This is a genomic window from Lonsdalea quercina subsp. quercina (genome assembly GCF_000688655.1).
GTDB classification, from domain to species: Bacteria; Pseudomonadota; Gammaproteobacteria; order Enterobacterales; family Enterobacteriaceae; genus Lonsdalea; species Lonsdalea quercina.
In genome coordinates this window covers 22,906-41,707 of sequence record NZ_JIBO01000012.1, presented here as the reverse complement: position 1 = coordinate 41,707, position 18,802 = coordinate 22,906, and the positions used below count along the sequence as shown (strand labels likewise).

The following is an 18,802-nucleotide window of genomic DNA, read 5'->3' as shown; positions in this document are numbered from 1 at the left end:
CTCCAGCGCCAGCCCGCGCAGCACCTGACTGCTATAGGCGACCGTGTCCGTCAGGTCGTCGCCGGTGGCCTTGGGCAAGGTGCGCAGCACCGCCTCGTAGTCCCGCAGGTGGTAGAACTGAAAAGCACTTTGCAGATAAAGAAACTCGGCGCGCATGCCTGCACGTTCGAATCCGGATCGCTGCTGCTCGATCTCTGTTTGCGTCAGCGCCGGTAAATTCATCCAGCCGTCTGAACTCCGTAATCGTTTGAGGTCTTGCACCAGATCCAGCAAGGGTACGCTGTCGGACGAGACGAAGTCGCTGTTTTCCAGCAACTTGTCGTCGATTTCGTTGCTGATATCAAGCAGGGCAGGCACGTCGTTGACCGACGTCAGTGCCTGATAATAGAGATTAGCCAGCGCGATGTGGTCACCGTTCATCCAGTAGGCGCGGCGATAGAGNCCGCGGGCTGAATCGGCATACAGTCCCTGCGGATAGTGCTTTAAATAGTCGCCGATACGTTCGACAGCGCGCTGTCCGGCCGATTTGTCCGTTTTGCGGATATCGAACATGCCGTATTCATCCAGCGCGTGCTGGGTGGCCTGATTGATCGCGACGCGAATCAGCATATAGCGGGCGGTTTCGGCGACCCAGGGCTGTCCGGCGGTCAGCAACTGTTGAAAGTCGCTGTCGGCCTGTTCCAACTCGCCGTTGTAGAAGACTTGCGCGCTATTGAGGTAGTGGCGGAAATCGGCCGCATCGCCGCTGGCGAGCGTTGATTCTTTATCCAACGCGGCGCGGGTGGCGGAGTAATCTGCTGAGACCAACGCGATGCGACCCTGCGCCAGCAGGATCCTTTGCGCTTCCGTCAGGTTGGCGTCACTGTTCAGAACATCGAAAAAATCGCCCAGCGTGCTGAGGCCGTTGGAGATCCCTCGCCCTTCCATGTCCTGCGGGGACAGGGTTTTGAGCTTTTCGATCATAGACGCGGGCAGGCGCAGTCGCTCCGCTTTGGGAAGTAGTTCAGCATTTTCTACCTGTATAACCTGAGCATCCGCGATATCGGAAGAGGGCGATGGCGTCTCGTCGGGCGCTTCGGTGGCGACCAGACCCATCACGCGATAGGCCGTGAAGGGATCGGTACGCGATTGTCCTTGATCGGGGGCTGGCTGAGGGATGGGGAGCGCAATCTTGTTGCGGCTGCTTTGCAGCAACATCAGGTTGGTGCGGGTATCGTTATCCGGCAATAGGTAAGGGAGTGCAGGCATACCGCAGTCGGCGTCGGTGAAGCCGCATACACCGTCGCCGGAGGCGTGAGCGGAAGAAATCAGCAGCGTCGTAATCAAACTAGCCAGTAGGGCCAATCCTTTCATGTCCTTTTCCTGTGGGTGAGGTGTCAGGCTATTTCAGGAACGTTGCCCAGATGACGGCTGGCGCCGAAGGCAGCGTTGCTGGCCGCCAAGTGTGCGACCCTATGAAGTCCACACTCTACCCGACGTCGGAAAAAACTCAATGCGATGGGCAAGAACAGGGCGGAAGAGCAGAGCGCTCTTCCGCTTTTGGCGTTGTCTGGTTAGCGGTGATAAAGCGGTAGCCAGATCGTCAACTGCAGTCCGCCGAGAGGACTGGCGTCCGCTTTGACCCAGCCGTGATGCTGCGAGATGGCCGTTTCGACAATCGCCAGTCCGAGGCCGGTTCCGCCGGATTCGCGATCGCGTGCTTCATCGGTACGGTAGAAAGGACGGAAGATCTGTTCCCGGTCTTCCGGGCTGACGCCGGGGCCGTCGTCGCCGACGAGAATGGTGACGCCCTGACCGTCAACGGAGAACGAGACCTCGATATGCGTCCTGGAATAGCGCAGCGCGTTGCGGACCACGTTCTCCAGCGCACTGTCGAGAGCTGACGGATTGCCGAACAGCAGCCACGGGCCGGGCGGCGACAGAACATTCAACGTTTTGCCCATCTGCTCGGCTTCAAAGCTGGCATCGTCCAGCACATCGCTCCACAGTTCGTCGGCTTTCAGCGGCTCCCGATGCAGTTCGTTTTTGTGCTGATTGCGCGACAGGACCAGCAGATCGCCGATCATGCTGTCGAGACGCTGGGTTTCGGTTTCGATGCGGGTCAGTTCGTTGCTTTCGCCCTGCCTGCGGCGCAGCAGCGCGCTGGATAGCTGTAGTCGGGTCAGCGGGGTGCGCAGTTCGTGAGAGATATCCGACAGCAAACGTTGTTGCACCGTCACCATTCGTTCCAGCGCGCTTACCATCTGGTTGAAGCTGGCGCCGGTCGCGCGAAATTCGTGCGGTCCGGACTCCAGTTCGGGATGTTGACGCAGGTTGCCGCGGGCGACTTCGTCGGCCGCGATTTTCAGCTTGCGTGCCGGTTTCGCCAAGCTCCAGGCGAGCCACAACAGCAGCGGACTACTGATTAGCATGGTGACGATGAGCAGCAGCAACGGGCGGTCGAACAGGAGATTGATGAAGTCGGACTGCGGGCTGCTGGCGGGCCGGATCAGATACAGCAGGTAGTTGTCTTCNCTATCCCTGACGGAGAACGGGCCTAGTAGCTCAACGCGACCGTATTTCTTCTTCTGTGGGAAGTCGGCGTTATCGGACTGGCCGATAAAGTTGCGGACTATCTGCATTTCCTGGCGCTGTGAGCCGATGACGCGCCCTTCGGTGGTCACCAACAGCAGGCGTTGGCCGGGCGGCGCCCATTTCTCAATGGCGTGGAACAGCCGACGCCACCAGAGCAGGTCGTTCGCCGGGTCGTTAGCCAGTTCCGCTTCAATGTGTTGTTCTAGCATCAACCCCTGACGCTGCTCGCTTTCGAGAAGCGGGGTCAGTTGGCGGGAGTCCAGCTTGGGCAGCATCAGAACCAGCATTAGCACCAGGACTAGCGTCAGCCAGAATATGGCGAAAATACGGGCGGTAAGGCTGTTTATCATGCAGTGGATACCATCAAATAGCCCCGTCCGCGCAGGGTTTTAAACCAGGGTAATCCGTCTTTGCGGTCGGGTAATTTGCGCCGCAGATTGGAGATATGCATGTCGATGGCGCGGTCAAAAGGCGTAAGCCGCTTGCCGAGCACTTCCTGACTGAGGTGTTCGCGGGAGACGACCTGTCCTAGTCGCTGGGCCAGTAGATACAGCAAGGTAAATTCGGTACCGGTCAAATCCAGCACGTTGTCGTCGAAGCTGGCCTCCTGACGGCCGGGATTAAGGCGCAGCGCGTCCACTTCCAGCGTCGGTGCCGTCGTTTCGCCCACCTGTTGCTGATCCGTCCAGTTGGAGCGACGCAGGATCGCGCGGATACGCGCTACCAGCTCCCGGTCGTTAAACGGTTTCGGCAGATAATCATCGGCGCCCAGTTCCAGACCCAGCACGCGGTCCAATTCGCTGCCGCGCGCAGTCAACATAATGACGGGCGTCTGGNGGCGTTGACGCAGTTCCTTCAAGGTATCAAGGCCGTTTTTCTTCGGCATCATGACATCCAACAGCAGCAGATCTATTGAATCGTCCAACGCGGTCATGGCTTGTTCGCCGTCATAGGCCACCACCACGTTGAATCCTTCCATTTCGAGCAGTTCCTTTAACAAGGACGTCAGCTCTTTATCATCGTCAACCAACAGGATTTTATTCATGAGTTACCTACCTCCTCGGGCAAAATACGCCATAGATTGCCGCTATTCCATGACTTTACGTAGTTTTACACCGTCTGACGCATGTTTGCAGCGGGGTGTTTAGACTGAACGCATCAATTAGCTGAGCGGTACAACTTACAGAGGAGTTATTGATGCGGCGCACCACCTTGTTGTCTCTCGCTTCACTGCTGTTGCTGGGTTTCAGCATCGTTAAGGCAGCCGACGCCGAGGGGCTCGGGATGGAAGAATTGACGCAGAATGACTCTGCCACGAAACGCTTTCCCAGTCAGCAACGGATGTTCGATGGCGTGAAGTTGACGGAGCAGCAACGTCAACAGATGCGTGATTTGATGCAGGAAGNGCGGCACGACATGCCTCCTTATTCCGCGCAGGATGTTGAAACGATGTACCAGTTGGTTATAGCTGAAAAATTCGATGAAGCGGCCGTACGGGCGCAAATCAATAAAATGACGCAGGCGCAGATTGCACGTCAGGTGGAAATGGCCCGGGTGCGTAATCAGATGTACAGCCTGCTGACGCCGGAACAGAAAGAAGTGCTGCGCCATAAGCATGAGCAGCATATGGAAGTCATTCGCGAGCAAATATCGGTCGCGAATCAGCAGGAAAAGTATTTCAGCGTGCCCAAGTGAGCCTGTCAGTCAGGTGTGGGCAACGTATTCGGAATCCCTGAGCAGTACCGTGAGTTGTTGATCGATAGTGAAACGTTGTGTGTAAAAGATAGACCCTGTTTTCCTTGCCATAGACACCATCCCTGTCTATTTGCCCTCCTTGATGGAGGGCTTTTTTTTATTCTTAACTAATAAAATCACCTTAAAACAGTCGGTTATTTTTTCCCATCACTCCGCCGGATTCATCAAAACCTACGGGCCAAGGTGAACACTTGTCACAGAGCGTTCTCGTGATATTCGCTCATGGCAGAGTGACTCCCTCTCGCACGGTTTCCCCTGATTAAATTGAAAATATCTTATCAATCATATCTTTCTTGGCTCTTTGACGATGTTAAGACGAGGGGCATGATATTTAGGAAGGCGCTCTGTCTATGCGTATGGCGGTAGCGCTGTTTGCGTTCTTCTTTGGAGGTTTTGGCGCTCACAAATTTCTATTTAGGGAATATCGGTCAGGGATGGCTTTCCCTCTCTGCTTCCTATCATCCCTAAACCGCACCTCAATCACAGACAATGTTTGCGACCTTTCACGCTGAAACATCGGAAATTATGGCTATGGTTCATAACGCATTGTCCGGCGTAATACCGTGGACGGCGTGGCGCAGTATTGTCTAAGCGTTGATGACATCCCGCCGGGCAACTCGGGGCGACGGCAAAAATACATAAACGGAGAGTTAAGATGGAGNATTTGTTAGGGATAGCGCTTGTCGCGTTGACAGTACATCACACCGTTGCCGGAGTGTTGCTGGCATTTACGTTAATTTGTGCCTGGCTGCAGGGCGTTATCACACTGCCTGGCGTGGGGACGCTCTGCGTGACGATGCTGATAGGATATTTGCTGCATCGCTATCGGCACAGAACGTGGATTGCGGTGGGCGGCGAAGGGCTTTTGGTCGTGCTCTGCATTCTGCTGTTTTTGCATCTTGTTCCCGGTTTTCACAACCCCAAAGTGCTTGATCACGTTGTGGCGGGTCCGCACAGCGCGCCTTTCTCGCTCTATTACAATCTCGATAAGGCCGTAACGCCATTCCTGCTGTGGATGGCAATCCCGGGGTTGTCGTTTTACAAAATGATGCCTGCATCAAGATCCTATTGGCAGTGGGGGCTGTTGATGCTGACGGTGCCTGCGCTTTTGCTGCTGGCCGTTGTTCTTGGCGGTTTGCGCTTTGAATTGCACTGGCCTTCGTGGCTAGGCCAATTCGTGCTTGCCAATCTCTTTTTCGTCTCTCTGGCGGAAGAGGCGTTGTTTCGCGGCTATCTGCAAAGACGCCTGACGCAATTTTCCGGCCCACTACCTGCGCTGATTGTGACCGCGACGTTGTTTGGTCTGGCGCATTTTCAGGCGGGGTCGCTGATGATGATTTTCGCCGGGCTGGCCGGATTGATCTACGGCGTGGCCTGGTGGTGGAGTGGTCGGCTGTGGGTATCGACGGCGTTTCATTTCGCTTTAAATCTGCTGCATCTTTTGTTCTTTACCTATCCCTATTTCGAGCGCTGATTTTTCTCTCTCGATCTCGCCTATCTATAAATCACGACATTGACGTTTATGCCGCAGGCGGGCTGTCCGTGCACTGTCGGGGGGCAGTCAGGCGTCTGTCGTGTTTCGGGGGATGCGCAGGGGGATAAACTTATTGGCGTGTTTTCACATCACGGGAAAAGAGATGAATCCGGTAAAATTATTACGGCTTAATCGAGCCTGGTCGCAGGAACACCTGGCGGAGCTGTCTTCGTTGAGCGTTCGGACAATTCAGCGCATAGAGAATGGCGAACGCGCAAGTCTGGAAACCTTGGGGGCTATTGCCGCCGCCTTAGAGGTTAAGGTGTCGGCGTTGATGGAGAATGGAGTAACGCCCGCAGGAGCGGACACGTCGCTGGAGCAGCGAAACCAGGAGGCTCGGAATCAGGTGAGGGAAGAGGGGCGCTTCTGGCGTGGAATGATTCTTTTCGTCCTGGTTAACCTCGCGCTTTTTATCATTAACAGATTTGCCGCTCCCCAAAGCCACTGGTTCCTCTGGCCGCTGCTGATATGGGGCGGGATCTTGACGCTGCGGGGGGGAAAACTGTTCCTGTTGCGTAGGTGGCTGACGCAATGGGAGCGGGTGCGACTGCAAAAAATTCTACGACGTTAGTGTCTGTTTTCAATCGCGTTTACCGCCATAGGCCGCCTGTTCGGATCCCATTTTCGCAATCCGCTATACTTTAGCGTTTTGTTTTCATGGGAGGTGGATATGGATTCGCGTTACGGGCGCCTGGTGACGACAGCCGCTATTCTGGCGACCGCAACGGCGCTGTTGCTTTTTGCTCTGAAAGTTTTTGCGTGGTGGTATACCGGATCGGTCNGTTTGCTGGCGTCTTTGGTCGATTCGCTGGTGGATATCGCCGCCTCGTTAATCAACCTGCTGGTGGTGCGTTATTCACTGCAGCCAGCGGATTCCGAACATACTTTCGGTCACGGCAAGGCCGAGTCTCTCGCCGCATTAGCTCAGAGCATGTTTATCTCGGGATCGGCGTTGTTTCTGCTGCTGACCGGCTTCCAGCATTTGATTTCTCCTCAGGCGCTTAAGGATCCGGCCGTGGGGATGTGGGTGACGATCGTGGCGCTGGTCGTGACCGGACTGCTGGTCGCATTCCAGCGCTGGGTGGTCGCCCGAACTCACAGTCAGGCGGTGCGCGCAGACATGCTGCACTATCAATCCGACGTGATGATGAACGGCGCGATCCTGGTCGCATTGGGGCTGAGCTGGAAAGGCGTGACCTGGGCGGATGCCGTTTTCGCGCTTGGCATCGGCGCATATATTTTGTACAGCGCTTTGCGGATGGCGTACGATGCCATTCAAGCCCTGTTGGATAGGGCGTTGCCGGATGAAGAACGGCAGGAAATTACCGATATTGTTGCCGCGTGGCCGGGCATCAGCGGCGCTCATCAGCTACGAACGCGGCGGGCGGGCCCTACACGGTTTATCCAGCTGCATTTGGAAATGGAAGATACCCTGCCGTTGGTGAAATCTCATCAGATTGCGGACGATTTGGAGAAAGCATTGCTGCAACGCTTTCCCGATGCCGATATCATTATCCACCAGGACCCCATATCGGCTGTTCCAGACGCCCAGCGCGGATGGTGGAACATTTGATTCAAACGTGAATTATCACGCAGGCGTTATATTTTTGTAAATATGTGATACTTCACAAGGATATTATTGGTCTTTAAGCCTGACTTGAATCAATTCAGCTGAGGGTATTTGTTATAAAATGCGTACAAGAAGGTGAGAGGNTTGCGTTGTCGGTGTTGAATGCCGCAAACTTCGCGCACGATATAAAAAATCTGCGAATTAACATCTACAAATCCAGAGGTTGTCATGATTAAGAAAATCGGAGTACTCACAAGCGGTGGCGATGCGCCAGGCATGAACGCCGCTATCCGCGGTGTGGTGCGCGCTGCATTAACGGAAGGACTGGAAGTTTATGGAATTTATGATGGCTATCTGGGTTTGTATGAAGATCGCATGACGCAGCTTGACCGCTATAGCGTGTCAGATGTCATCAACCGCGGCGGTACGTTCCTTGGCTCTGCGCGTTTCCCTGAGTTCCGGGAAGAATCCGTACGTCAGGTCTGCGTAGAAAACATGAAAAAACGCGGTCTGGATGCGCTGGTCGTTATCGGCGGCGACGGCTCTTACATGGGGGCCAAACGTCTGACTGAAATGGGTTTCCCGTGCATCGGTCTGCCGGGCACTATCGATAACGATGTGGCCGGCACGGACTACACCATCGGTTACTTCACTGCGCTGGACACGGTTGTTGAAGCGATCGACCGCTTGCGAGACACGTCTTCTTCCCACCAGCGTATTTCCATCGTCGAAGTGATGGGCCGTCACTGCGGCGACCTGACGCTGGCGGCGGCTATCGCCGGCGGCTGCGAATTTATCGTGGTGCCGGAAGTCGACTTCAAGAAAGAAGATCTGGTGGCTGAAATCAAAGGCGGGATTGCCAAAGGGAAAAAGCACGCTATCGTTGCCATCACCGAACTGATGTGTGACGNGGGCGAGCTGGCCAGCTACATCCAGCAGGAAACCGGGCGTGAAACGCGCGCGACCGTACTGGGCCACATTCAGCGCGGCGGTTCTCCGGTTGCGTACGACCGGATTTTGGCTTCCCGTATGGGCGCATACTCCATCGAACTGCTGCTGCAGGGTTACGGCGGTCGTTGCGTTGGGATCCAGAATGAAAAAATGGTTCACCATGATATTATCGACGCTATCGAGAATATGAAGCGTCCCTTCAAGGGCGACTGGCTGGAAACGGCGAAAAAATTGTTCTGATTAGTCATCGGCCCGGTGTGGCAGGGTGTATGAAATCCCGTCCCTTAGGGGGCGGGATTTCTTTTGGCTGTCATCCTCAGGCACAGGGTGATAGGTTGACCTAAACTTTCATTGGGTGCTGGTTGAGCCTGCCTTTGCCGGCGGTTCAGCAAGAGCATAAACGCAGAAATTATCGAGGTTTTGCATGACAAAAGTGACTGTTGCCGCCACGCAGATGGCCTGCACCTGGGNCCTGCCCAGAAATATCGAAAACGCGGAAAAACTGGTGCGGCAGGCGCACGCAAAGGGCGCGCAAATCATTCTGATCCAGGAATTGTTCGCCGCGCCTTACTTCTGCATCGACCAGAGTCCTGAACACTACGCGTTGGCGCAGAGCCTCGATAATAGTCCGCTCATTAAACATTTCTCGGCGCTGGCCGCCGAGCTGGAAGTGGTATTGCCGCTGAGTTTCTTTGAGCGCGCCAATAACGCCTACTACAATTCGCTGGTGATGATCGATGCGGACGGCAGCGTGCTGGACGTTTACCGTAAAACTCATATCCCCAATGGCCCGGCCTATCAGGAAAAGCAGTTCTTCATTCCCGGCGACACCGGCTTCAAAGTGTGGCAGACCCGCTACGCCAAGGTTGGCGTGGGCATCTGCTGGGATCAATGGTTCCCTGAAACCGCCCGCAGTCTGGCGCTGATGGGGGCAGAGGTCATCTTCTACCCGACGGCTATCGGCTCTGAACCGGCCTTCCCAGCCTGGGATAGCCAGCCGCACTGGACGCGTGTACAACAGGGTCATGCCGCCGCCAACCTGGTACCAGTTGTCGCCTCCAACCGTATCGGAACGGAAGCCAGCAAGTATATCGACGGGCTGGAAATGACGTTCTACGGTTCTTCATTTATCGCCGATCCGACCGGCGCATTGGTGCAGCAGGCCAACCGCACCGACGAAGCGGTGCTGGTGCACAGTTTCGACCTGCAGGAGATTGCGCAGATGCGCGCAACCTGGGGCTTGTTCCGTGACCGTCGCCCAGAAATGTATGATGTGATCGGCACTTCCGACGGCAAAACCTGGAGATAAATCATGTCACAGCTGAGCACCCCGTTTCAGGACGGTTTCGCCATGCCCGCAGAGTGGGCTCCGCAGGAAGCGGTCTGGATGCTGTGGCCGTATCGCCGCGACAACTGGCGCTCGGTAGGGGAGATCATCCCGGCGCAGCAGACTTTCTCCACCGTTGCGGCGACCATTGCCCAGACGACGCCGGTCTTCATGGGCGTCCCGGCGGCGGAGATGGCGCATGCGCGGAGTATCATGCCCGCCAGCGTCACGCTGGTCGAGATAGAGAGCGACGATGCCTGGATGCGCGACACCGGGCCGACGATGGTGCTGAGTCCCGCGGGCGAACGCCGCGGCGTCGACTGGCAGTTTAACGCCTGGGGCGGAGAACAGGGCGGTTTGTATACGGACTGGCGCCGCGATGAACAGGTCGCGCAGCAGGTTCTGGCTTATCTCGGGGATGCCCGTTACGCCGCGCCGCTGATTCTGGAAGGCGGCTCTATTCATACCGACGGCGAAGGCACGCTGCTGACCACGGCGGAGTGTCTGCTCAATCCCAATCGCAATCCGCATCTGGACAAGGCGCAGATCGAGCAATTGCTGACGGACTATCTGGGCGTATCGGCCTTTATCTGGCTGGAGTCCGGCGTTTACAACGATGAGACGGACGGCCATATCGACAACATGTGCTGCTTCGTGCGTCCCGGTGAGGTTGCGCTGCATTGGACTGAAGATGAAAACGATCCCCAATATGCTCGCTCTATGGCGGCGTATCAGGTGCTCTCGAAGGCGCGTGATGCGCACGGTCGACATCTGAAAATATGGAAATTGCCTGCGCCGGGTCCGCTTTTCATGACTCAGGCTGAAGCGGAGGGGATCGACGTCGACGGGGAAGCGATTGAACGTATCGCCGGCTCGCGTCTCGCGGGGTCTTACGTCAACTTTCTCATCAGCAATCGTCAGGTGATTTATCCGTTGCTGGATAAACGTACGGACCGTCAGGCGCACGCGCTCTTGCAGCGAATGTTCCCTGATTACCTTATCAGCGGCGTACCCGCGCGTGAAATTTTGCTGGGCGGCGGAAATATCCACTGCATTACCCAGCAGATCCCGTCCGCGCGCGCGGAATAATTCCACCCATAAAAAAACGGCTCCTCGAAAGAAAGGAGCCGTTTTCAAACCAAGAACAAGATACCGTTGAGCGTTATGCGCCTTTGGCTTCTGCTGCGGCTTTCACGATCACGGCGAAAGCGTCTGCTTTCAGTGACGCGCCGCCCACCAGCGCGCCGTCGATATCCGGCTGGGTGAAGAGTTCAGCCGCGTTAGACGCGTTAACGGAACCGCCGTACTGGATAATGACCTGTTCTGCGACCGCCGCATCCTGTTTCGCGATGTGGCTGCGGATGAATTTGTGGATAGCCTGCGCCTGCGCCGGAGTGGCGGATTTGCCAGTACCGATAGCCCAGATAGGTTCGTAGGCGATGACGGCATTTTCAAAGGCTTTGGCGCCCAGCGTGTTCAGAACGGCATCCAGCTGACGAGCACAAACGCTTTCAGTCTGGCCGGCTTCGTTTTCTGCTTCAGTTTCACCGATGCACAGAACAGGAGTCAGACCGGCTTCTTTCAGTACGCCGAATTTTTTAGCAACGAACTCATCGCTTTCTTTGTGATAGGTGCGGCGTTCTGAGTGACCGATAATGATGTATTTAGCGCCGATGTCTTTCAACATGTCGGCAGAGGTTTCGCCGGTGAATGCGCCGGAAAGGTTTACATCAACGTTCTGCGCGCCCAGGGCAATACGGCTGCCAGACAGTTCGTGCTTAGCCTGACCCAGGTAAACAGCCGGNGGAGCGATAGCTACGTCACAGCCCGCGACGGCTGTCAGTTCGTTGCGCAGACCAGCAATCAGTTCGTGAACCATGTGGGTGCTACCGTTCAACTTCCAGTTGCCCATGACTAAGGGGTGTCGCATCTTTTTTCCTCCAGACGGATAGCAAGTTAATCAATACGTCACTGCCGCTCGGCAGTGTAACCTGACGACAGTATAAAGATGAAAAGACCTCGTGGCTCTGTTTTTCGTGCCTAATAGCGGCTTTGATCAATATTCTGCCAGCGTGAGCTTAATCGGTTCAACTGCGAACGTTAGCCCTTTTTCGCCTCCATCTGCCACCACATACCGAAGCGCTCCCTCCTCCTGTTGGAAGAAGGGGTGACCCTTGCCTTGCGCCAGCAGCGTGTCGACTTTTTTCAGGCTTTGTTCGCGCGTCAGCGAGGGGACGAATACCCGCAGCAGCGCGGCCATGTACTCCTGCGCCTGTTTGCGTCGGCCCGCTTCGTCAGGATCTTTCGAGCCAGGCAATAGAGTAATTTGCAGCGTTTTAATCTTGCCCGTCCCTTTCTCAAGCGCGGTAGAAGAGTACAACTTATCGCTGATCTTGCTGGCGGCGCGGGTCAGCATGGGGGAGTCCTCGTTAGTATCTACGACCCGGTATTCCCCAATCGGCAGCGTCGGATTGCTGAGGTTATAGCGAGTGCGAAACTGGACGATAGTCATATCAAACGTTGGCGAGCCGGCCAGCAGATAAGGCGCAGCGGGACCTTTGTGCTGAAACAGCGCGTCTGCCCTGACGGCACTGGCCTGATGTATTCCGGCGGTGAGCAGGCAAAGGATAAGTAGAGATTTTTTCATAGCGTGTTCGTCAGTATCGTCGCAGTAGCCGTTATGCCGTAACGCGGCCTTGTGATTAAAGCGGTATTGGTTAGGGATTGTCAAAGTTCGCGTAAAAAATACGATAGAAACAGTACAGTAAGGTAAACTCGTCGTCAGAAAACAGCTATCGGAATAGGCTTGAGATGACGTTACAACAGTGGTGTTTTTCTTTTCGCGGCCGTCTTGGACGGAGAGAATTCTGGTTGTGGATGGTGACCTGGGTGGTGCTAACGATCGTGTTATTCGCATTGGCGGGTCAAAACTGGTTGTCGACTCAGTCCGCCGCCTTCGCGCTGGTGGCGCTGATGTGGCCTACTTCCGCGGTACTGATAAAACGGCTGCACGATCGCAATAAAAGCGGCTGGTGGGCATTGTTGCTGGTGGTGGCATGGCTGTTGGGCAGCGGCAACTGGTCTATGTTGCCGTCGCTGGGACAGTGGGGGCTGGGGCGGTTCATTCCCTCGTTGATTGGCATCATGATGCTGTTGGACTGCGGTTCTTTCGCGGGAACGCCGGGCGCTAACCGATTTGGTCCAGAGCCGGAGTCGCTGCGGCTCCGCTCCTGAGGTTTACCAGTAGTTTTCCGCCGTAATGTTACCGGGGCGACGGCGCAGATGTTTGGTCATCTGTCGTTCGTCCTTCAGCAGTTGCTGCGTATCCCGCACCATCTGTGGATTGCCGCNCACCATCACATGGCTGGTGGCGGCATCCATTGGCAGGNCGACCGCGGCTTCCAGCGCGCCGCTGGCGATCAACGCCGGAACGCGTCCGGTGAGTGAACCGGCCGACTCTTCACGGCTCACGACCGTTTGAATATGCAGCTTGCCGTTGTAGCGCTGCTGCAGCTGTTGCATGAGCGGCAAATAGCTGAGATCGCGGGCGAAGCGTGCGGCATGCACCAACACGATATTCTTAAAGCGTTCTAGGTCGCGGCCTTCCTCCAGAATGGAGAGATAAGGTCCGATGGCCGTGCCGGTCGCCAGCATCCACAGTGTGTCGCATGGCGGCACCTCTTCCAGCACGAAGAAGCCGGCGGCTTCCTGTGTGATGAGCAGCTCGTCGTTTTCTCTGAGCTGGTGCAGACGGGGGCTGAGCTTGCCTTCCGGCACATCCACCAGATAGAACTCCAGCGTATCGTTGCTGGGTGCATTCACATAAGAATAGGCGCGTTGTACTCGCTCCCCGTCTACATCCAGCGCCAGCTTGGCGTACTGCCCGGCGGTGAATGTATTGACCGGGGCGCGTACCCGGAGGCTGAACAAACTTTCTGTCCAGTTTTCTACCTCAACCACCTTTCCCGTTAGCCATACTGCCATAGATCGAATACTCCTGTTGCAGCCTGCCGCGAGCGGCACGGTATCCCGCTCTGAAAATAAATTAATAGGGCTGTGCATAGAGTCTTTTCAGATGCAGAGCCGATGTACGTCGGCTCCTAAGATACGCGATCTTTTAACAGCTGTGAAACAGTGTGAGTTTAGGTTTTATAACAGAAATTCATGCAACGCCTGATCTTTGCGATCGAGATAGTGGGTCGAACGTATCCGGCGAATGGTGCGAGATTTGCCTCGGATCAACAGCGTTTCCGTCGTAGCCATATTGCCGCTGCGGGCGATGCCTTCCAGAAGATCGCCCTTGGTGATACCGGTGGCGGAGAAGATGACGTTGTCGTTGCGGGCCATATCCCCGAGCGCCAGTACGTTGCCGGCCTCGATGCCCATTTCGCGGCAGCGTGCCAATTCCTGCTCGCCGATACGCCGGTTTTCTTCGTTATCGCCCTTCACGTCGTGGCGTGGGAGCAGGCGGCCCTGCATATCGCCGTCCAGCGCTCTGATCACCGCTGCGGAGATCACGCCTTCCGGCGCCCCGCCGATGCCGTACAGCACGTCGACTTCGCTGTCCGGCATACAGGTGAGGATAGACGCGGCCACATCGCCGTCTGGGATGGCGAAGACTTTCACGCCCAGTCGCTGCATGTTGGCGATGATGGCGTCATGGCGGGGCTTAGCCAGCGTGGTGACCGTCAGTTCATGCAGCGGTTTGTTCAGTTTTTTCGCGACCGCGCGCAGATTGTCTTCCAGCGGACGATTCAGGTCGATCGCGCCTTTGGCCTGAGGACCGACAATCAGTTTTTCCATGTACATGTCCGGCGCGTGCAGGAACGCGCCTTTCTCTGCGACGGCCAATACGGCGAGCGCGTTAGCCTGGCCCATCGCCGTCATACGGGTGCCCTCAATCGGGTCAACGGCGATATCCACCGCATCGCCCTGACCGGTTCCTACCGCTTCGCCAATGTACAGCATGGGCGCTTCGTCGATTTCGCCTTCGCCGATGACGATCTGACCGTTGATGTCGACCTGATTCAGCATAATGCGCATGGCTTGAACCGCCGCGTTGTCCGCCGCGTTTTTGTCGCCGCGCCCCAGCCACTTGTAACCGGCCAGTGCCGCTGCCTCGGTGACGCGGGAAAACTCGATGGCTAATTCACGTTTCATGGATATCTGTCCGTTATTTCTGGCAAGAATAAGTGCGGCAATATTATCACAGGGGTAGGAACGGGCGATAAAGCGGCGGGGAGAAAATGGGCGCGGCAGATGCGCCCGATCAATATTGCGAAGGATTTAAGCGGCGGACGATTTAGTCATCATGGTCCTCCCATGCGCGCACGCGCGCCACGGCTTTCTGCCAGCCGCGATAGCGATAATTACGCTCCGTGGTTTCGATGCCGGGACGGAACTCCCGTTCGATGGCCGTTTTGCTTTTGACCTCATCCAGATCGTTCCAGAATCCGGTCGCGAGACCGGCCAGGAAGGCAGCCCCTAGCGCGGTGACTTCGCGGATCACGGGGCGCTCGACGCGCGTTCCCAGAATGTCGGACTGGAACTGCATCAGGAAGTTATTGGCCACCGCGCCGCCGTCGACCCGCAGAGAGTGCAGATGGGTTCCCGCATCGGCCTGCATGGCATCCAGCACATCGCGCGTTTGATAAGCGATGGACTCCAGTGTGGCGCGGATGATGTGGTTGACGTTGACGCCGCGCGTCAGCCCGAAGATAGCGCCGCGGGCGTAGGGGTCCCAGTATGGCGCGCCCAGCCCGGTAAAAGCGGGGACGACGTAAACACCATTGGTGTCGTTCACCTTGCCGGCGAAGTACTCGGAGTCCGTCGCGTCGCCGATAATTTTCAGCTCATCGCGCAGCCATTGTATGGACGCGCCGCCCATGAATACCGCCCCTTCGAGCGCATAGTTAACTTCGCCGCGCGCGCCGCAGGCGATGGTGGTCAGCAGGCCATGCTCGGATTTCACCGCTTCCGTACCGGTATTCATCAGCAGGAAGCAGCCGGTGCCGTAGGTATTTTTCGCCATGCCGGGGCTGACGCACAGCTGACCATACAACGCCGCCTGCTGGTCGCCCGCGATGCCCGCGATGGGGATGCGCGTGCCGCCTTTGCCCCCGATATTGGTTTTTCCGTAGATCTCGGACGACGAATGCACGCTCGGCAGCATGGCGCGAGGAACATCCAGCGCCTCAAGCAGTTGGTCGTCCCAGTCCAGCGTGTGGATGTTGAACATCATGGTGCGCGAGGCGTTGGTGTAGTCCGTGACGTGCACGCGGCCCTGCGTCATTTTCCAGATTAGCCAGGTATCGACGGTGCCGAACAACAGTTCACCGCGCCGCGCTCTTTCGCGAGAGCCTTCCACATGGTCCAGAATCCATTTCACCTTCGTGCCGGAGAAGTAAGGGTCGATGACCAGACCGGTGAGGTCGCGGATGGTCTCTTCCAGACCGGCTTTTTTCAGCTGCTCGCAGATCTCGGCGGAGCGGCGGCACTGCCATACGATGGCGTTGTAAATCGGTTTGCCGGTGTCTTTTTCCCAGACGATGGCGGTTTCCCGCTGATTGGTAATGCCGATGCCGGCGACTTCATCCGTACTGATCCCGGCCTTGGCGAGGGCCTCGACCAGCGTGGCGCTTTGGGACGCCCAGATCTCCATCGGATCGTGCTCCACCCAGCCAGCCTTCGGATAGATTTGTGCGAATTCGCGCTGGGAAACGCTGACGATATTGGCATCGTGATCCAGCACGACGGCCCGGGAGCTGGTGGTTCCCTGGTCAAGGGCAACAATGTATTTCTTTTCCTGAGTCATAGAAGTGGTCCTTTATCGGGAAGACACGTTGCGGTTTTCGCCAGGCGCTGCGCTGGCGTCATCGGTGGGGCAGACATCACAGGGCAGATTGCGACCAATCAGTTTCCGGTAGCCAAAAGCTCCCAAATTGGCACCGACAATCGGCCCAAGGATAGGCACCAGGAAGTAGGGAATGTCCCGGCCCCCGCTGAAGGCGACCTTGCCCCAGCCCGCGAGGTAGGCAAACAGTTTGGGACCGAAGTCACGTGCGGGATTGAGGGCAAACCCGGTCAGCGGTCCCATGGAGGCGCCAATCACGGCGATGAGGATGCCGATGAGTAACGGGGCCAGCGGCCCGCGCGGAATACCGTTGCCGTCATCGGTCAGCGCCAAGATCAGGCACATCAGAATGGCGGTGATGACCGTTTCCACGAGGAAGGCTTGGGGAACGGAGAGCAACGGGTTGGGATACGTCGAGAAAATACTGGCCAGGCTCAGGCTTTCCACGCTGCCGCGTACGATCCCCTGCGCCTGCTCGGTCGCGTAGAACAGATTGTAGTACAGGGCGTAAACCAGCGCGGCGGCGCAGAACGCGCCTGCGATTTGCGCAAGGATATAGGGGACCACCTTGCGCCCATCAAAGCAGGCGAACAGCCAGAGCGTAATGGTCACTGCGGGGTTTAGGTGAGCGCCGGAAATCGCGGCCGTGAGGTAGATAGCCATGGCGACGCCAAGGCCCCAGATAATGCTGATTTCCCATTGTCCAAAGCTTGCGCCGGCCAGCTTCAAGGCGGCGACGCAGCCAACGCCGAAAAAAATCAGCAGGCCCGTGCCCAGAAACTCGGCAAGGCACTGGCCCTTTAATGTAGAAATTCGTGATTGACTCATACACATTTCCTGTTTTTAGCGTAGGGCGTAATAAGTAAATGCAGGATAGGATCCCTGCGGCGTTCGACCTCTCACGGTTCGCTTTAGAGTGCCGTGGCCCACGACACGCAATGTGAAGGGAATAGCGATGTGTGCAGGTCAAATGTTCCTTTGATGTTAATTTATCGTTAATGAGCGAAAGAGAAAAATATCGCTAGTGAAATGTGTGTTGTGCGTCAAATAAATGAGCGTATTCGCTTATTTCCCGCGATANCGAAGCAAGCTGCCGCTGAAAACGGGTAAATATTCTCATTACACGATTAACATTTATCGCTCCCCGGCGGGTTTTTCGGTTTCTGCCAATAGCTCAGATTGGGAAAAAATGACACACTCATGTTTGTGGAGGATAGGCGCTAGACAGTTTCCGGCTGGCTACTTACAATCTTCCGAGCGTGTTGCGCCATGGAGCGTAACGGAGTCGGCGCAGACCGGCCGTCCGCATTGCGGCTAGTGCGCCAACGCTATGAATACGCCAGTACGGTGTGAGAATTCGCAATAAATCAGCGTTAACGGCGTATGCCTTGCGTGAAAAAGGGGTTAGAAGTTATGTCATTTGAAGTGTTTGAGAAGCTGGAATCGAAAGTTCAGCAGGCGATTGACACCATTACGCTGTTGCAGATGGAAATTGAAGAACTGAAAGAAAAGAATAATGCGCTGTCGCAGGAAGTTCAGAGTGTGGCGGGCAATCGTGATGCGCTGATGCGCGAGAACGAACAACTGCGGGAAGCTCAGAGCTCATGGCAGGAACGTCTGCAAGCGCTGCTGGGCAAGATGGAAGAAGTACAGTAAGACGGTATTAGCAAAAAGACGGAAAAAGGGCGCGATCACGCCCTTTTCATCCGCTTACTCCAGATCCAACGGGTCTTCGGAGAGGATGATACCGGTGTTGTCGGCATACAGATGGTCGCCGGAGAAGAAGGTGACGCCGCCAAAATTGACGCGGATATCCGTTTCGCCGATGCCTTCGCCCTCAGCGCCAGCCGGCGTGGCCGCCATGGCCTGAATGCCGATATCCAGCTCAGCCAAATCGTCGACCTGACGCNCCGCGCCATAGACCACAATACCTTCCCACTCATTTTGCGTCGCCAACCTTGCCAGTTCGGCATTGATTAGCGCCCGGCGCACCGAGCCGCCGCCATCGATCAGCAGTACGCGCCCGATGCCGTTTTCTTCCAGCAGCTCATAAAGCAGTCCGTTGTCTTCAAAGCATTTCACCGTGGTGATTTGACCACCAAATGAACTACGTCCACCAAAATTGGAGAAGAGAGGTTCAACGACGTTGACCTCTTCATGATAGACATCACACAGTTCGGAAGTATCGTATTTCATAGGATTAACGCCTGGTTGCCGCAGGGATCGTAGAATTGAGTA

General features: G+C 56.2%; 19 protein-coding genes. 10 read left to right on the top strand and 9 right to left on the bottom strand.

Going from position 1 to position 18,802, the window contains the following annotated elements:
- Positions 1-1,553 precede the first annotated feature (1,553 nt).
- A complete protein-coding gene (cpxA, locus tag RZ35_RS12480) occupies positions 1,554-2,924 on the bottom strand; it encodes an envelope stress sensor histidine kinase CpxA (RefSeq protein WP_026743613.1) in 1,371 nt (456 codons plus the stop codon).
- Positions 2,921-3,619, bottom strand: coding sequence for an envelope stress response regulator transcription factor CpxR (gene cpxR / locus RZ35_RS12475; protein ID WP_026743612.1), 699 nt, complete (start codon positions 3,617-3,619; stop codon positions 2,921-2,923). The genes cpxA and cpxR overlap by 4 nt, the downstream gene beginning before the upstream one ends.
- A 152-nt stretch (positions 3,620-3,771) precedes the next feature.
- On the opposite strand from cpxR, the gene cpxP reads away from it, so the two are divergent.
- The 8 genes from cpxP (at position 3,772) to aguA (ending at position 10,800) form a co-directional block, all read left to right on the top strand.
- Positions 3,772-4,269 (top strand): cell-envelope stress modulator CpxP, encoded by a 498-nt coding sequence (gene cpxP, locus RZ35_RS12470; RefSeq protein WP_026743611.1) that lies wholly within the window; start codon positions 3,772-3,774, stop codon positions 4,267-4,269.
- Between the two features lie 410 nt (positions 4,270-4,679).
- Complete coding sequence (locus RZ35_RS18615) at positions 4,680-4,841, top strand: NINE protein (protein ID WP_139171512.1); 162 nt, start codon at positions 4,680-4,682, stop codon at positions 4,839-4,841.
- A 143-nt stretch (positions 4,842-4,984) separates the two neighbouring features.
- Positions 4,985-5,803, top strand: coding sequence for a CPBP family intramembrane glutamic endopeptidase (locus RZ35_RS12465; RefSeq protein WP_026743610.1), 819 nt, complete (start codon positions 4,985-4,987; stop codon positions 5,801-5,803).
- A gap of 163 nt (positions 5,804-5,966) precedes the next feature.
- Complete coding sequence (locus RZ35_RS12460) at positions 5,967-6,434, top strand: 2TM domain-containing protein (protein ID WP_026743609.1); 468 nt, start codon at positions 5,967-5,969, stop codon at positions 6,432-6,434.
- 99 nt (positions 6,435-6,533) lie between these two features.
- On the top strand, positions 6,534-7,436 hold the full coding sequence (gene fieF, locus RZ35_RS12455; protein WP_026743608.1) for a CDF family cation-efflux transporter FieF: 903 nt from the start codon (positions 6,534-6,536) through the stop codon (positions 7,434-7,436).
- Between the two features lie 225 nt (positions 7,437-7,661).
- Positions 7,662-8,624 carry a 6-phosphofructokinase gene (gene pfkA, locus RZ35_RS12450; RefSeq protein WP_026743607.1) on the top strand — a complete coding sequence of 321 codons (963 nt, stop codon included), beginning with the start codon at positions 7,662-7,664 and terminating at the stop codon, positions 8,622-8,624.
- 184 nt (positions 8,625-8,808) lie between these two features.
- Positions 8,809-9,693 (top strand): N-carbamoylputrescine amidase, encoded by an 885-nt coding sequence (gene aguB, locus RZ35_RS12445; protein WP_026743606.1) that lies wholly within the window; start codon positions 8,809-8,811, stop codon positions 9,691-9,693.
- 3 nt (positions 9,694-9,696) lie between these two features.
- Entirely contained in the window at positions 9,697-10,800 is a 1,104-nt protein-coding gene (gene aguA, locus RZ35_RS12440; RefSeq protein ID WP_026743605.1) for an agmatine deiminase, read from the top strand.
- A gap of 73 nt (positions 10,801-10,873) precedes the next feature.
- Here the strand turns inward: aguA and tpiA are convergent, their stop codons facing one another.
- Positions 10,874-11,641 carry a triose-phosphate isomerase gene (gene tpiA / locus RZ35_RS12435; RefSeq protein WP_026740879.1) on the bottom strand — a complete coding sequence of 256 codons (768 nt, stop codon included), beginning with the start codon at positions 11,639-11,641 and terminating at the stop codon, positions 10,874-10,876.
- A 126-nt stretch (positions 11,642-11,767) separates the two neighbouring features.
- On the bottom strand, positions 11,768-12,358 hold the full coding sequence (locus RZ35_RS12430; RefSeq protein WP_026743604.1) for a DUF1454 family protein: 591 nt from the start codon (positions 12,356-12,358) through the stop codon (positions 11,768-11,770).
- Between the two features lie 164 nt (positions 12,359-12,522).
- Between RZ35_RS12430 and RZ35_RS12425 the strand changes: the two genes are divergently transcribed.
- Positions 12,523-12,945, top strand: a complete 423-nt coding sequence (locus tag RZ35_RS12425) for a DUF805 domain-containing protein (RefSeq protein WP_026743603.1) — start codon at positions 12,523-12,525, stop codon at positions 12,943-12,945.
- Positions 12,946-12,948: 3 nt separating this feature from the next.
- Here RZ35_RS12425 and fpr read toward each other — a convergent pair whose 3' ends face one another.
- The 4 genes from fpr to RZ35_RS12405 form a co-directional block, all read right to left on the bottom strand.
- A complete protein-coding gene (gene fpr, locus RZ35_RS12420; RefSeq protein WP_026743602.1) occupies positions 12,949-13,695 on the bottom strand; it encodes a ferredoxin--NADP(+) reductase in 747 nt (248 codons plus the stop codon).
- A gap of 165 nt (positions 13,696-13,860) precedes the next feature.
- Complete coding sequence (glpX, locus tag RZ35_RS12415) at positions 13,861-14,871, bottom strand: class II fructose-bisphosphatase (protein WP_026743601.1); 1,011 nt, start codon at positions 14,869-14,871, stop codon at positions 13,861-13,863.
- 142 nt (positions 14,872-15,013) lie between these two features.
- Entirely contained in the window at positions 15,014-16,525 is a 1,512-nt protein-coding gene (gene glpK, locus RZ35_RS12410; RefSeq protein ID WP_026743600.1) for a glycerol kinase GlpK, read from the bottom strand.
- A gap of 12 nt (positions 16,526-16,537) precedes the next feature.
- A complete protein-coding gene (locus RZ35_RS12405) occupies positions 16,538-17,392 on the bottom strand; it encodes an MIP/aquaporin family protein (RefSeq protein ID WP_026743599.1) in 855 nt (284 codons plus the stop codon).
- A gap of 585 nt (positions 17,393-17,977) precedes the next feature.
- Here RZ35_RS12405 and zapB point away from each other — a divergent pair.
- Positions 17,978-18,220 (top strand): septal ring assembly protein ZapB, encoded by a 243-nt coding sequence (gene zapB / locus RZ35_RS12400; RefSeq protein WP_026740886.1) that lies wholly within the window; start codon positions 17,978-17,980, stop codon positions 18,218-18,220.
- Positions 18,221-18,274: 54 nt separating this feature from the next.
- Here zapB and rraA read toward each other — a convergent pair whose 3' ends face one another.
- Positions 18,275-18,760: a ribonuclease E activity regulator RraA gene (gene rraA, locus RZ35_RS12395; protein ID WP_026743598.1), complete on the bottom strand. Its 486-nt coding sequence runs from the start codon at positions 18,758-18,760 to the stop codon at positions 18,275-18,277.
- Positions 18,761-18,802: the final 42 nt, after the last annotated feature.

Excerpts from the sequence above, each read along its gene's own strand:
- RZ35_RS18615 (WP_139171512.1), top strand. The coding sequence starts at position 4,680 with ATGCGTATGGCGGTAGCGCTGTTTGCGTTCTTCTTTGGAGGTTTTGGC.
- RZ35_RS12460 (WP_026743609.1), top strand. The coding sequence starts at position 5,967 with ATGAATCCGGTAAAATTATTACGGCTTAATCGAGCCTGGTCGCAGGAA.
- aguA (WP_026743605.1), top strand. The coding sequence starts at position 9,697 with ATGTCACAGCTGAGCACCCCGTTTCAGGACGGTTTCGCCATGCCCGCA.
- RZ35_RS12430 (WP_026743604.1), bottom strand. The coding sequence starts at position 12,358 with ATGAAAAAATCTCTACTTATCCTTTGCCTGCTCACCGCCGGAATACAT.
- RZ35_RS12425 (WP_026743603.1), top strand. The coding sequence starts at position 12,523 with ATGACGTTACAACAGTGGTGTTTTTCTTTTCGCGGCCGTCTTGGACGG.
- glpX (WP_026743601.1), bottom strand. The coding sequence starts at position 14,871 with ATGAAACGTGAATTAGCCATCGAGTTTTCCCGCGTCACCGAGGCAGCG.
- glpK (WP_026743600.1), bottom strand. The coding sequence starts at position 16,525 with ATGACTCAGGAAAAGAAATACATTGTTGCCCTTGACCAGGGAACCACC.
- RZ35_RS12405 (WP_026743599.1), bottom strand. The coding sequence starts at position 17,392 with ATGAGTCAATCACGAATTTCTACATTAAAGGGCCAGTGCCTTGCCGAG.
- zapB (WP_026740886.1), top strand. The coding sequence starts at position 17,978 with ATGTCATTTGAAGTGTTTGAGAAGCTGGAATCGAAAGTTCAGCAGGCG.